Origin of the sequence: Methylobacterium pseudosasicola, from assembly GCF_900114535.1 — a bacterium.
Lineage (GTDB): Bacteria > Pseudomonadota > Alphaproteobacteria > Rhizobiales > Beijerinckiaceae > Methylobacterium > Methylobacterium pseudosasicola.
In genome coordinates, this window is sequence record NZ_FOTK01000015.1 from 12723 (window position 1) to 25583 (window position 12861).

Here is a 12861-nt window from a genome sequence, read left to right on the forward strand (position 1 = left end):
AGCGCGATGAACCCGTTCACCTTCCAGACCACCCCGAACGTCCTGTTCGAGGCCGGCGCTTCCAAGAAGCTGCCGGAGATCGTCGGCACCTTCGGGGCCAAGCGCGTGCTGCTCGTCACCGACAAGGGCGTGCGCAAGGCCGGCCTCACCGAGGCCGCCGAATCCGCCCTGGCGGCGTCCGGCATCACCCTCGACATCTACGAGGACGTGGTCGCCGACCCGCCCTCCACGGTGATCGAGGCGGCGGCCCAGCGTGCCCGGGAACTCGGCACCGATCTCGTCCTGTCGATCGGCGGCGGCTCGGCCCTCGATACCGCCAAGCTGGTCGCCTATCTGGCGAAATCCGACGAGCCGCTGGACTCGATCTACGGCGTCGGCCTGGCCAAGGGCGACCGGCTGCCGCTGATCCTGGTGCCGACCACCGCGGGCACCGGCTCCGAGGTGACGCCGATCTCGATCGTTACGACGCCGACCACCGAGAAGAAGGGCGTCGTCGCGCCAAAACTCCTGCCCGACTGGGCGGTGCTCGATCCCGAGCTGACGCTGGGCCTGCCGGCCGCCGTCACCGCGGCCACCGGCATCGACGCCATGGTCCACGCCATTGAGGCGTTCACCAGCAAGAACAAGAAGAACCCGATCTCGGACCAGCTCGCCAAGCAGGCGCTGGCCCTGCTCTCGGCCAATATCCGCACCGCCTGCTCGGACGGCCGCAACCTGGAGGCGCGCTCCGGCATGCTACTCGGCTCGATGCTCGCCGGCATGGCCTTCGCCAACGCGCCGGTGGCGGCCGTGCACGCCCTGGCTTATCCGGTCGGCGCGATCTTCCACGTGCCGCACGGGCTCTCCAACGCCCTGGTGCTGATGGGGGTGATGCGCTTCAACCTGTCCCACGCCGAGGCGCTCTACGCCGAGCTGGCGCCGATCCTGGACCCGGCCGCCGCCGACCTGCCGCCGGCCGAGGCCGCCGCCCGCTTCGTCGAAAGCCTCGATGCGATCTGCCGCGACTGCAAGGTCCCGGCCTCGCTCGCCGAGGTCGGCGTGGCCCAGAAGGATCTGGAGCGGATGGCCACCGACGCGATGAAGCAGACGCGGCTCCTCGTGAACAACCCGCGCGAAGTCACCTACGACGACGCCTACGCGATCTACGCCGAGGCGCTCGGCGAGGCGCGCCCGGCGGCCTGATCCTTGGAAGGCCTTCAACTCTCGACCTCATCCTGAGGTGCTTGCGCGGACGCGCAAGCCTCGAAGGAGCCCTCCAGACGGCGCCGCGATCTCTGGAGGCCTCCTTCGAGGCCGAACGATCTCCGATCGTCCGGCACCGCAGGATGAGGGGGTTGGGGTGGAATTCGGTGGGGTCCGACGGGCACACGTTGGACTAAAAAGCTCATACCGGCATCGCAAAGCCGGAACGGCCGGGAGAAACGCCGCCATGGACCAGTTCGACGCGTTCAAGGCGATGGGCGAATTCTGGGCCCGGGCCGGCGCGGGGTTCTTCACCCCCGGCGCGACGCCGGGCTTCACCTGGCCGAATGCGCCGCAGACCGATCTCGCCGGCCTCGCCACGGCGCAGAGCAACCTCGCCCAGGCCTGGGCCTCCGCCACAGCCCTGTCGCAGACTCTGGCCGCATCCGTGCAGGGCGGGACCAACGCGGCGGACCCGACCGCCGGGGCGGTGCTCGCAAAAATCTTCGATCCGCAGGCTTGGCTCGGCGGCTCGGCAGAGTTCGACGCCGCGCTGACCCGGATGTCCGAGGGTCCGCAACTCGCCGACCTGTGGCAGACCGAGCGGCGCTACGGCGCCCTGCTCACCGCCTGGGCGGCCTTGCGCCGGGCGCAGGCCGAGCATCAGGCGGTGATGCTGAACGCCTGGACCCGGGCGGCCGGCACCTTCGCCAAGGAGGCCAATGCCCGCGCCGAGCGCGGCGAGGGGTTCAGCTCCGCCCGCGAGATGATGACCCGCTGGACCGAGACCGCCAACGCCGTGCTGCTGGAGGTCCAGCGCTCCGAGGCGTTCCTGGCCTCGCAGCGGGTGGTCCTGAAGGCGTCCACCGACCTGCGGCTCGCCCAGCAGGACCTTTCGGCCTTCCTCTCCGACTTCTACGGGCAGCCGACCCGGGCCGAGCTCGACGACGTGCACAAGAGCCTGACCGAGCTGCGCCGGGAGGTTCGGGCTCTGCGCCGCGAGCGCCGGGAGGCCGCCCGGGTCTCGAAGATGAACGGCACGGTCGCGCAGGAAGCGGAGTCGGCCCATGGCTGAGCAGGACGCCCCGAAGGCCCCCGTCCCCCCGCTGCCTCTGAACCCCGCCGAGATGCTGGCCGAGGTCGCCGATCTCGGCCGCCGGATCAGCGCGGGCGCCAAGCTGTTCTCGGACGTGCGCGACGCCGACGTGCAGATCGCCACCACGCCCAAGGATTTGGTCTGGAGCCAGGACAAGGTCTCGCTCTACCGCTACCGGCCGCTGGCCGAGAGCAAGGGCCTGCCGCCGGTGCTGATCGTGTACGGGCTGATCGGCCGCTACACGATGGCCGACCTGCAAGAGGACCGCTCGCTGGTCCGCAACCTGCTCAATCTCGGCCTCGACCTCTACGTGGTCGATTGGGGCAATCCCGGCCGGGCCGACCGCTACGTCACCATCGACGACTACGTCGACGATTACCTCGCCGAATGCGTCGCCTTCGTCGGCGCGGCCGCGGGGCGCGAAAAGATCAACCTGCTCGGGATCTGCGAGGGCGGCGTCTTCACCACCTGCTACGCAGCGCTCTACCCGGAGCGGGTCAACGCGATGGTGCTGACCATCACGCCGATCGACTTCCACGCCGACACCCGCGAGACCCGGGCCGGCCACGGCTTCATCAACGTCTGGACCCGCTCCCTGTCGCCGGAGGACGTGGACCGCCTGATTGACGCGCAGGGTTCGCTGCCCGGGGCGTTCATGGGCTCGGTGTTCTCGATGATGACGCCGATGCGGACCATGACGAAGTACAACCTCGACTTGCTCGACGCCCTCGACGACAAGAAGAAGTTCTTGAACTTCCTCCGCATGGAGAAGTGGATCGCCGACCGGCCGGACCATCCGGGCGAGGCCGCCAAGCAGTGGCTCAAGGATCTCTATCAGGACAACAAGCTGGTCCAGAGCACCTTCGTGCTCGGCGGCCGCACGGTGGATCTGAAGCACATCGCCTGCCCGGTGCTGAACGTCTTCGCCCAGGACGACCACATTATCCCGCCTGCGACCTCCCAGGCGCTCAAGGACAAGATCGGAACCGACGACTACACCGAACTCGGCCTGCCCGGCGGCCATGTCGGCGTCTTCGTCGGCGGCAAGGCCCAGAAGTTGCTGGGTTCCGGCATCGCCGATTGGCTGGGTGCGCGTGGGTAGTTGTCTGTCATGGTCCACGGATCGGATCGTCGCGGTCCGAGGCTCGCCGAGACGCGGGCTCGCTGCCTGTGGCCGATCCAAATCTCCCCCTCATCCTGAGGTGGCGGCGCGCAGCGTCGCCCTCGAAGGAGCCTTCCAGAGGTCGCCGCGATCCCTGGAGGGCTCCTTCGAGGCCGAACGATCTGCGATCGCCCGGCACCTCAGGATGAGGGGGATGGGTGGGATCGGGCGGCTGCTCAACTGTTACTCCGATAGCGGCGGTTTCAGAATCCAGGCTCCGAGGATAACCGCATGGGCAGCCTGAAGAACAAGATCGTCAGCGCCGACGAGGCCCTGGCCATCCTCCAGGACGGCGACATGGTCGCGGTCTCGGGCTTCGTCGGCATCGGCACGCCGGACGAGCTGATCCTGGCGCTCGCCCGGCGGTTCGAGGCCGGCCAGGGGCCGCACGGGCTCGGGCTGATGTTCGCGGCGGCGCCGGGCGACGGCAAGGAGCGCGGCCTCAATCGGCTGGCGATCCCCGGTCTCGTGCGCCGGGTGGTCGGCGGCCATTGGGCGCTGGTGCCCAAGCTCGCCAAGATGGCGATCGACGGGCAGATCGAGGCCTACAACCTGCCGCTCGGCGTCGTTTCGCATCTCTACCGGGAGATCGCAGCGCACACGCCGGGCCACATCACCAAGGTGGGCCTGCGCACCTTCGTGGATCCGCGGCTCGAAGGCGGCAAGCTGAACGCCGTCACCCAGGAAGATCTCGTCAGCGTGGTCGAGCTCGGCGGCGAGTCCTGGCTGCACTACAAGGCGTTCCCGGTGAACATCGCGCTGATCCGCGGCACCACGGCGGATCCGGCCGGCAACATCACCATGGAGCGCGAGGCGCTGACGCTGGACAACCTCGCCGCCGCCATGGCGGCCAAGAACTCGGGCGGCTTCGTCATCGCCCAGGTCGAGCGCCTGGCCGAGGCCGGCTCGCTGGCCCCCCGCGAGGTGCAGGTGCCCGGGGTGCTGGTCGATTGCGTGGTGCTGAGCCAGCCGGAGAACCACCGCCAGACCTACGGCACCGCCTACAACCACGCCTTCACGGGCCGCCAGCGCGTGCCCCTCGACCGGATCCCGCCGATCCCGCTCGACGCCCGCAAGGTCATCGCCCGGCGCTGTGCCTTCGAGCTGCCCCCGGGCGGCGTGGTCAATCTCGGCATCGGCATGCCCGAGGGGGTCGCCGCGGTGGCCGCCGAGGAGCGGGTGCTGCGCTACCTGACGCTCACCGCCGAGCCCGGGGTGATCGGCGGCCTGCCGCAGGGCGGGCTCGATTTCGGCGCGGCCCTCAACCCGGCGGCAGTGCTGCACCAGAACCAGCAATTCGATTTCTACGACGGCGGCGGCCTCGACCTCGCCTGCCTGGGGCTCGCGCAATGCGACGCCGAGGGCAACGTCAATGTCAGCCGCTTCGGTAAGCGGCTCGCCGGTGCCGGCGGCTTCATCAACATCTCGCAAAACGCGAAAAGCCTGGTCTTTGCCGGCACCTTCACGGCCGACGGGCTGGAGGTGGTGGTCGAGGGTGACGGCATCCGGATTGTCACCGAGGGGCGCTCGAAGAAGTTCATCGCCGCCGTGGAGCAGGTGACCTTCTCGGGCGCCTACGCCGCCGAGCGCGGCCAGCCGGTGCTCTACGTGACCGAGCGCTGCGTGTTCCGCCGGACCCGGGCCGGCATGGAGCTCGCCGAGGTCGCCCCCGGGATCGACATCGAGCGGGACATCCTCGGGCAGATGGGTTTCACGCCGATCGTGCAGGACCCGAAGCCCATGGATCCGCGGCTGTTCCGGGACGCCGTGATGGGGCTGGAGCCCTGGCTCCTCGGACTCTCGCTCGCCGAGCGAATCAGCTACGATCGAGAGCGCAACATCCTGTTCTCGAACCTCGAAGGTTTTCAGGTCCGGACCATCGACGACGTGGAACTGGTGCGCCGAGAATACGAGCGTGCCTGCCAGGAGATCGGCCGCAAGGTCCACCTGATCGCCAATTACGACGGGTTCGAGATCGACCCGACGGTGAGCGATGCTTATTTCTCGGCGATCGCTTATCTGGAGAATCGTTACTACGAGACAGCATCGCGTTACACCACGAGCGCATTCTTGCGATTGAAACTCGGTGCCTCGTTGGCGAGCCGCGATCTGGCTCCCCATGTCTTCGAGACAAAAGCCGAGGCGCAGGCGAGGAATACGGCCCAGAGCGTGCCCCTCAAGTCGCGGACGGCCCTGTCTCAGCCGGACAGGCCGCAGCCGCCGAAGGAACCGTTGAATGCCTGAGTCCGACACTCTCACCCTGAAGGACCGCACCCTCCTGGTCGAAGCCTGCCTGATCGGCGGGGACTGGTCGAAGGCCGGGTCCGGCACCATCGACGTCACCAACCCCGCCACCGGCGCGGTGATCGCCCGAGTGCCGAATGCCGGCGCCGAGGAGACCCGCAAGGCGATCCAGGCCGCCCACGACGCCTATCCGGCCTGGCGCGCCAAGACCGCCAACGAGCGCGCGGTGCTGCTGCGCAAGCTCGCCGCCCTGGTCACCGAGAACCAGGAGGATCTGGCCCAGATCCTCACCGCCGAGCAGGGCAAATCGCTCGCCGAATCCCGCGGCGAGGTCGCGATGTCGGCGGCCTACGTGCTGTGGTTCGCCGAAGAGGCGCGGCGCGTCTACGGCGACGTGATCCCCTCCCCCTGGGGCGACCGCAAGATCCTCGTCACCAAGGAGCCCGTGGGCGTGGTCGCGGCGATCACCCCGTGGAACTTCCCGTCCTCGATGATCGCCCGGAAGATCGCCCCGGCGCTGGCCGCCGGCTGCCCGATCGTGATCAAGCCGGCCTCGCAGACCCCGCTCTCGGGCCTCGCCTGGGGCGTGCTGTGCGAGAAGGCCGGCTTCCCGGCCGGGACCGTCAGCATCCTCACCGGCTCGGCCCGGGCGATCGGCGGCGAGATGACCAGCAACCCGCTGGTGAAAAAAATTACGTTCACCGGCTCCACCGAGGTCGGCAAGGTGCTGCTCGAGCAGGCCTCGCACACGGTGAAGAAGGTCTCGATGGAATTGGGCGGCAACGCGCCGTTCATCGTGTTCGACGACGCCGACCTCGACCGGGCGGTGGCCGGCGCGATGCTCGCCAAGTACCGCAATTCCGGCCAGACCTGCATCTGCACCAACCGCTTCCTGGTGCAGGACGGGATCTACGACGCCTTCGCCGACAAGATGGCCGAGGCGGCCAACCGCCTGAAGGTCGGCAACGGCATCGAGGAGGGCGTCGCCCAGGGGCCGCTGATCGACATGGCCGCGGTGGAGAAGACCGAGGCTCATATCCGCGACGCCGTCCAGAAGGGCGGCCGGGTGATCGCGGGCGGACATCGCCACGCGCTGGGCGGCCAGTTCTTCGAGCCGACCGTGATCACCGGCGCGACCCCCGACATGGCGGTGGCCCGGGAGGAGACGTTCGGGCCGCTGGCGCCGCTGTTCCGGTTCCGCGACGAGGCGGAGGCGATCCGCATGGCCAACGACACCGAGTTCGGCCTGGCCTGCTACTTCTATACCCGGGACCTCGGCCGCACCTTCCGGGTCGCCGAGGCGCTGGAATACGGCATGGTCGGGATCAACGAGGGGATCATCACCACCGAGGTGGCACCCTTCGGCGGCGTGAAGGAATCCGGCCTCGGCCGCGAGGGCTCCTACCAGGGCATCGAGGATTACCTGAACACCAAATACCTTTGCGTCGGCGGCCTCGGCGCCTAGCTCCGCAACGCGCGGACTCGATCCCGGGGACGGCCCCGGGATCGAACGGCCGGGGTCCCGCGCCGTTTTTTCAGGGCGCGGATCCGTAGGAGTGCCGCTCGTCGTCGCTGATCGGCCGGATCACCCGGCACGGATTGCCGGCGGCCAGGACCCCGTCCGGAACGTCGCGGGTGACGACGCTGCCCGCGCCGATCACCGTCCGGGACCCGATGGTCACGCCGGGCAGGATCAGGGCGCCGCCGCCGACCCAGACATCCGACCCGATCTCGATCGGCTTGCCGAATTCCTGGACCCGCCGCAGGGCCGCATTGAACGGGTGCAGGGGCGTCAGGATCTGAACGGCCGGGCCGAACAGGGTGAAGCTGCCGATCCGGACGCGGCAGACATCCAGGACGACGCAGTTGAAGTTGAAATAGACCCGCTCGCCGAGCTCGATGTTCGACCCGTAGTCGCAAAAGAACGGCGGCTGCATCCACACCGTGTCGCCGCCGACCCCGAAGATCTGCTGGCACAGGTCCCGCCGCAGGGCCTCGTCGGCATCCCGCGTCGCGTTGAGCTGCTGGCAGAGATCCCGCACCCGGGCGCGGGCCGCGACCAGTTCGGGATCGAGCGCGTCGTAAAGCTCGCCCGCCAGCATCTTCTCGCGCTCGGTCCGCATCGGCATCCTCCCCGGTTCAGGTTTGCGCCGAAGCCGGGATCGGGAACTTCCGAACCATCTCGGCGATGCGTACATATGTACGCATCGGGCGCGGATGCCAACCGTCGCGGAACCGGTCGTCCCCTCTCAGGAGCCTTGTGTGCCCTCGTCCCAGCGCCGTTACGACCCGGATCGCCGCACCCGCATTGTCCAGGCGACCCTCGACGTCATCGCCGAGCACGGCGTCGCCGGGACGACGCATCGCCGGGTCGCAGCGGCGGCCGACGTGCCCCTCGGCTCGATGACCTATCACTTCACCGGCTTGGTCGAGCTGATCACCGAGGCCTTCACCCTGCTGGCCGACACGGTCTCGGCGCGCTTCACCGAGCGGCTGGCGGCGGCCGCGAACCGCGCCGAGGCCTGCGAGGCGGTGGTCGATCTCATCGTCGACGATAGCTGGGCGACGCCGCGAAACATGCTGCTGAGCTACGAGCTCTACGCCTTCGCCGCCCGCAACCCGCCGCTGCGGCTGGTCATGCAGGCCTGGATGGAGAAGAGCCGAGCCGCCCTGCGCCAGCACTTTTCGGCCGACACGGCGAAGGCTCTGGACGCCCTGATCGAGGGCCTGTCGATCCATCGCTCGGTGGATGTGGAGCCGATGGAGCGCGCCGAGGTCCGCGCCCTGGTCGAGCGCGTCGCCTGATACGGAAACCGGGCCCGTCAGGCCGGGTGGGCGTTGTGGATCTGGTCGAAATCGAGGGCGGCCGTGTCGATCACGATCTGCGTCCGGCTGATCACTTCGAGCTTGCGCAGGATCTCCGAGACATGGGCCTTCACGGTCGAGTCGCCGACCTGAAGCTCGTGGGCGATCTGCTTGTTCAGCTTGCCCTGGCGGATCATCATCAACACCCGCAATTGCTGCGGCGTGAGCCGGGCGAGGCGCTCGGCGAGCGGCGCCTTTTTCGCATGCGGCGCCGGCGCGCTGGCCTCGGCGAGGCCAGGCGGCAGGAACAGGGCGCCGCTCATCACCTCGGTGATCGCCCGGGTCAGGGTGGTCTTGTCCATGGCCTTGGGCACGAAGCCGGCGGCCCCGTGCTGCAGGGCCTCGCGGACGATGCGCGGATCCTCGTGGCCCGACACGATCAGGATCGGGATGCGCGGGAAGCGCGCCCGGATCGTGATCAGCCCGTCGAAGCCGGTGACGCCCCGCATGGACAGGTCGAGCAGCGTGAGGTCGATGTTCCGGTTCTCGGCCAGCACGGCGCAGGCCGGCTCGATACCATCGGCCTCGTGCAGGACGGCGTCCGGATGGGCGAGGCGGATCGTGGCCGCCAGGGCATCACGGAACAGCGGATGGTCGTCGACGATCAGGAGATGCACGGGTGGTGCGGTTCCTCGCTCGAGATCCGCATGCGGGACCTGCCAGCGTCTCGTCCTGGATACCATATCCAAAACGAGACACTAACTTTTTTGGTGTTGCATCGTCTTTTCCGAAAGGCGGCAGCCACCTTTCGGGACGATGCTCTGGATTCGTGAAAACTGATCGAAGCGGCCCCGGGGCGCAAGCGGGTGTTGAGATGACCGCCCGAACCCCGGGACCTGAGCGTGCCGGCCCCGAGACGAGGCCGGCACGCTGTCGGTGGGATGCTTTATAGCGTCCGGTGACGGCGCTTCAGCGCGACGCGACCGTCTTGGGCAGCTTGAACGCCCAGAAGCTGCCGCCCTGGTTGATGCCGGCGGTCGACTTGGCGACTTCGCCGCCCCAGAGCGGCACCGCGCCGCCCCAGCCGGCCGTGACGCCGACCCATTGCTCGCCGTCCTGCTCCCAGGTGACCGGCGAGGACACGACGCCGGTGCCGACCTGGAACTTCCAGACCTCTTCGCCGGTCTTGGCGTCGAAGGCCTTCAGGAAGCCCTCGGGCGTGCCGGTGAAGACGAGGTTGCCCGCGGTGGTGAGCACGCCGGCCCAGAGCGGCGCCTTGTTCTTGTACTCCCAGACGATCTTGCCGTTGGTCGGGTCGATCGCCTTGAGCGAGCCGATATGGTCGTCGAAGACCGGCTTGATGGTGAAGCCGGCGCCCAGATAGGCCGCGCCCTTCTTGTAGTTCACCGGCTCGTTCCAGATATCCATGCCCCACTCGTTGGAGGGCACGTAGAACAGCTTGGTGTCGGGGCTGTAGCCGATCGGCATCCAGTTCTTGCCGCCGAGGAAGCTCGGCACCGAGAACACGGACTTGCCCTTCTTCTCGTCGCCCTGGGCCTGGCTCGGGTCGCCCGGGCGGTTCTCCGGGTTGTAGATCGGGCGGCCGTTCTCATCGATGCCCTTGGCCCAGTTGATCTTGTCCACGAACGGTGTGGCCGAGATGAACTTCCCGTTGGTGCGGTCGAGGACGTAGAAGAAGCCGTTGCGGTCGGCGGTGGCGCCGGCCTTGATGGTCTTGCCGCCCTTGTTCAGGTCGAACGGCACGAACTCGTTGACGCCGTCGAAGTCCCAGCCGTCATGCGGGGTGGTCTGGAAGCCCCAGACGATCTCGCCGGTATCGGGGTTGAGCGCGAGGCGGGAGGCCGACCACTTGTTGTCGCCCGGGCGCAGCCAGGAGTTCCACGGGCCGGGATTGCCGGTGCCGAAATAGACCAGGTTGGTCTCCGGATCGTAGGTGCCGCCGAGCCAGGTGGCGCCGCCGCCGAACTTCCACATGTCGCCCGGCCAGGATTCGTTGACCTTGCCGGTCATGGTCGAGGGCTTGCCGTTCAGCTCGCCCATATGGCCTTCGATGACGGGCCGCTTCCACACGATCTCGCCGGTCTCGGCGTCGCGCGCCTCGATCCGCCCGACCACGCCGAACTCGCCGCCGGAGACGCCGGTGATGATCTTGCCCTTCACGATGATCGGGGCGGCGGTGTAGCTGTAGCCGGCCTTGAAGTCGTCGATGTCCTTGCGCCAGACCACCTTGCCGGTCTTGACGTTGAGGGCCATCATCTTGGCGTCGAGGGTGCCGAAATAAACGTTGTCCTTGTAGAGCGCGGCGCCGCGGTTCACCACGTCGCAGCACGGCAGGATGCCCTCCGGCAGGCGGGCGTCGTATTCCCACTTCTTCTCGCCGGTGCGGGAATCGATCGCGTAGATGCGCGAATACGAGCCGGTGACGTAGATCACGCCATCCTTGATCAGCGCCTGACTCTCCTGGCCGCGCTGCTTCTCGCCGCCGAACGAGAACGACCAGGCCGGCACGAGGCCCTTGATGTTGTCCCGGTTGAGGGTCTTCAGCGGGCTGAAGCGCTGGGCCTGGGGCCCGAGGCCGTAGGTCACCACGTCGCCCGGCGTCTTGGCGTCGTTGATGATGTCCTGTTCGGTGACGCCCTGGGCCAGGGCCGGGATGGCGCCGCCCGCCACGAGGGCGGAGACGCCCACCGCGGCGAGGAACCGGGTCCGCATTCTCATGACGTGTCCTCCGTAAGCGCCTCCGGTCCCTGCGGCCGGAGCGTCCGGGGTTTCGCGCCATCCGCCCGAGTCGCGGGGCGCCCCCTTGGGATTCAGCGTAAAAGGCTTCTCAGGAAAGTCTTATTGGCCATTGGTCCAATGCGTCCGGCGGATGCACTGCGGAAATGTCTGTATTCGACAGATCAAGCGCGAAGAGCGGCCGATCTGTTGAGATCGGGCCGCCATTCGGTGCGCCTCAGCTTTGGACATTCGCCTTCGGCGAGGCTGGCCTAGTAACCCTTGGGCGGCGTGTAGGTGACCCCGTAGGTCTCGCAGATCGCCTTGAGGTGGCCATCGGCGTTGAGCGCCGTGATCGCGTCCCCGACTGCGTAGGCGAGGTCGCGCGAGTCGGTCTTCACCGCCCCGCCGATCTCCCAGCGGGTCTTGACCAGGCCCTGGGACGGGACCGTGCCGATCGGGTTGTCCTCCCGGGGCGCCTTGGCGGCGAACAGGGCGGCCTCGATCGCCGCCCGGGTCCCGGCCAGGATCGGCGCCTCGCCCGCGAGATAGGCCTTCGCGGCCTCGTCGAAGCTCTTGAAGTGCTTCAGCCCGGCCCGGAACCGGCCGCCCTGGGCGGTGAGCAGCATCAGGTCGGCGGCGCTCGCGCCCTCCACCGCCACGGTGTTGTCGCCGATATCGTCGAGCCGGTCGAACCCTTCCAGGGCGCCCTTGCGATAGGCGAAGGCGATCTCCTGGTCGAAATACGGGGCGGTGAAGAACACTTGGTCGTTGCGCAGGGCGAGCTGGCGGTCGGTCGGCACATGCAGCATCAGGTCGGCGAGCGGCGACCCGGCGAGGTCGCCGCGCCAGAGGTTGAGCCGGAAGTCACCGTCGACGTTCTCGCCGGCATCGACCACGCGCAGGTCGAGCTTCACCTTCAGCTTGTCGGCGATGGCCCGGGCGAGATCCGCGTCGATGCCACGCGGCTTGCCCGCCGCCTCCTCGGAGAACGGCGCGTTGTCGCCGTAGACCGCCACCCGCAGGGTGCCGTCGGCCACGACCTGGTCGAGGGGCCGCGCCGCGGCCTCCGGCTGGAACCGGGCCGCCAGGAGCAGGCCGCAGGCGGCCAGGATGAGCCGCGCCCGACTACTCCTCATGCTTCGACTCGATGTAGCTGCGGATCGCCCAGAGACCCTCCTGAGAGATCACGCCGTCGAAGGCCGGCATCTTGGTCACGCCGTTGATCACGGCGCCGTGCTTCATGCGCTCGACGAAGTATTCGTCGCCCTCCTTGCCCTGCGGCAGGTAGCGCAGGTCCGGGGCGAGGCCGCCGGAGATCATCTCCAGGCCGTGGCAGCGCGCGCAATTCTGGTTGAAGCCAGAGGCGCCGAGCTGGATCGCGTGCGCATCGCCCTTGTAGGGGTTCTCGGCGACCCATTCGGTGCCGAGCGGCTTCAGGCCGTCGGTCTTGACCGGTTGCGGCTGGACATCGCCGTGTCCGAGCGCGGACCCGGCCGCCAGCGCGAGCCCCAGGGCCACGAGCGTCCCGCCCGCCGCCGTCTTGATCCTGCGCATGCGCCGCCTCCCATCGTCTTTCCAGGACGGTTAGCAAGTGTCGGCGGCCCGACCCATTGTGCTTTGGTACGAATAGGCA

General features: G+C 68.4%; 11 protein-coding genes. 6 read left to right on the top strand and 5 right to left on the bottom strand.

Annotation, left to right across the window (positions count from 1 at the left end):
• Window positions 1-6: 6 nt before the first annotated feature.
• From BM228_RS15585 to BM228_RS15610, 5 genes are all read left to right on the top strand, one after another.
• Complete coding sequence (locus BM228_RS15585) at window positions 7-1182, top strand: iron-containing alcohol dehydrogenase (RefSeq protein WP_092042112.1); 1176 nt, start codon at window positions 7-9, stop codon at window positions 1180-1182.
• Window positions 1183-1429: 247 nt separating this feature from the next.
• Complete coding sequence (locus BM228_RS15590; RefSeq protein ID WP_092042113.1) at window positions 1430-2257, top strand: poly(R)-hydroxyalkanoic acid synthase subunit PhaE; 828 nt, start codon at window positions 1430-1432, stop codon at window positions 2255-2257.
• A gap of 52 nt (window positions 2258-2309) precedes the next feature.
• The gene (gene phaC / locus BM228_RS15595) at window positions 2310-3380 is read left to right on the top strand and encodes a class III poly(R)-hydroxyalkanoic acid synthase subunit PhaC (protein ID WP_092042273.1); all 1071 of its coding nucleotides are present in this window, start codon (window positions 2310-2312) and stop codon (window positions 3378-3380) included.
• Between the two features lie 291 nt (window positions 3381-3671).
• Entirely contained in the window at window positions 3672-5684 is a 2013-nt protein-coding gene (locus tag BM228_RS15605) for an acyl CoA:acetate/3-ketoacid CoA transferase (protein ID WP_092042116.1), read from the top strand.
• Window positions 5677-7149, top strand: coding sequence for an NAD-dependent succinate-semialdehyde dehydrogenase (locus BM228_RS15610; RefSeq protein ID WP_092042118.1), 1473 nt, complete (start codon window positions 5677-5679; stop codon window positions 7147-7149). Before BM228_RS15605 ends, BM228_RS15610 begins: the two co-directional genes overlap by 8 nt.
• A 70-nt stretch (window positions 7150-7219) precedes the next feature.
• Here the strand turns inward: BM228_RS15610 and BM228_RS15615 are convergent, their stop codons facing one another.
• Window positions 7220-7807: a sugar O-acetyltransferase gene (locus tag BM228_RS15615; RefSeq protein ID WP_092042275.1), complete on the bottom strand. Its 588-nt coding sequence runs from the start codon at window positions 7805-7807 to the stop codon at window positions 7220-7222.
• Window positions 7808-7946: 139 nt separating this feature from the next.
• On the opposite strand from BM228_RS15615, the gene BM228_RS15620 reads away from it, so the two are divergent.
• Entirely contained in the window at window positions 7947-8489 is a 543-nt protein-coding gene (locus BM228_RS15620; RefSeq protein ID WP_092042120.1) for a TetR/AcrR family transcriptional regulator, read from the top strand.
• Between the two features lie 17 nt (window positions 8490-8506).
• Here BM228_RS15620 and BM228_RS15625 read toward each other — a convergent pair whose 3' ends face one another.
• The 4 genes from BM228_RS15625 to pedF all read right to left on the bottom strand — a co-directional run bounded on the left by BM228_RS15625 (window position 8507) and on the right by pedF (window position 12782).
• Window positions 8507-9166: a response regulator gene (locus BM228_RS15625; RefSeq protein WP_092042121.1), complete on the bottom strand. Its 660-nt coding sequence runs from the start codon at window positions 9164-9166 to the stop codon at window positions 8507-8509.
• Window positions 9167-9458: 292 nt separating this feature from the next.
• Window positions 9459-11228, bottom strand: a complete 1770-nt coding sequence (locus tag BM228_RS15630; protein ID WP_092042123.1) for a PQQ-dependent methanol/ethanol family dehydrogenase — start codon at window positions 11226-11228, stop codon at window positions 9459-9461.
• A gap of 269 nt (window positions 11229-11497) precedes the next feature.
• Entirely contained in the window at window positions 11498-12364 is an 867-nt protein-coding gene (locus BM228_RS15635) for a substrate-binding periplasmic protein (protein ID WP_092042124.1), read from the bottom strand.
• Window positions 12354-12782 (bottom strand): cytochrome c-550 PedF, encoded by a 429-nt coding sequence (gene pedF, locus BM228_RS15640; protein WP_092042126.1) that lies wholly within the window; start codon window positions 12780-12782, stop codon window positions 12354-12356. The genes BM228_RS15635 and pedF overlap by 11 nt, the downstream gene beginning before the upstream one ends.
• Window positions 12783-12861: the final 79 nt, after the last annotated feature.

What these genes read in the sequence shown, in the direction of transcription:
- BM228_RS15585 (WP_092042112.1), top strand. Translation starts at nt 7, where the DNA reads ATGAACCCGTTCACCTTCCAGACCACCCCGAACGTCCTGTTCGAGGCC.
- BM228_RS15590 (WP_092042113.1), top strand. Translation starts at nt 1,430, where the DNA reads ATGGACCAGTTCGACGCGTTCAAGGCGATGGGCGAATTCTGGGCCCGG.
- BM228_RS15610 (WP_092042118.1), top strand. Translation starts at nt 5,677, where the DNA reads ATGCCTGAGTCCGACACTCTCACCCTGAAGGACCGCACCCTCCTGGTC.
- BM228_RS15630 (WP_092042123.1), bottom strand. Translation starts at nt 11,228, where the DNA reads ATGAGAATGCGGACCCGGTTCCTCGCCGCGGTGGGCGTCTCCGCCCTC.
- BM228_RS15615 (WP_092042275.1), bottom strand. Translation starts at nt 7,807, where the DNA reads ATGCGGACCGAGCGCGAGAAGATGCTGGCGGGCGAGCTTTACGACGCG.
- pedF (WP_092042126.1), bottom strand. Translation starts at nt 12,782, where the DNA reads ATGCGCAGGATCAAGACGGCGGCGGGCGGGACGCTCGTGGCCCTGGGG.
- BM228_RS15605 (WP_092042116.1), top strand. Translation starts at nt 3,672, where the DNA reads ATGGGCAGCCTGAAGAACAAGATCGTCAGCGCCGACGAGGCCCTGGCC.
- BM228_RS15635 (WP_092042124.1), bottom strand. Translation starts at nt 12,364, where the DNA reads ATGAGGAGTAGTCGGGCGCGGCTCATCCTGGCCGCCTGCGGCCTGCTC.
- phaC (WP_092042273.1), top strand. Translation starts at nt 2,310, where the DNA reads ATGCTGGCCGAGGTCGCCGATCTCGGCCGCCGGATCAGCGCGGGCGCC.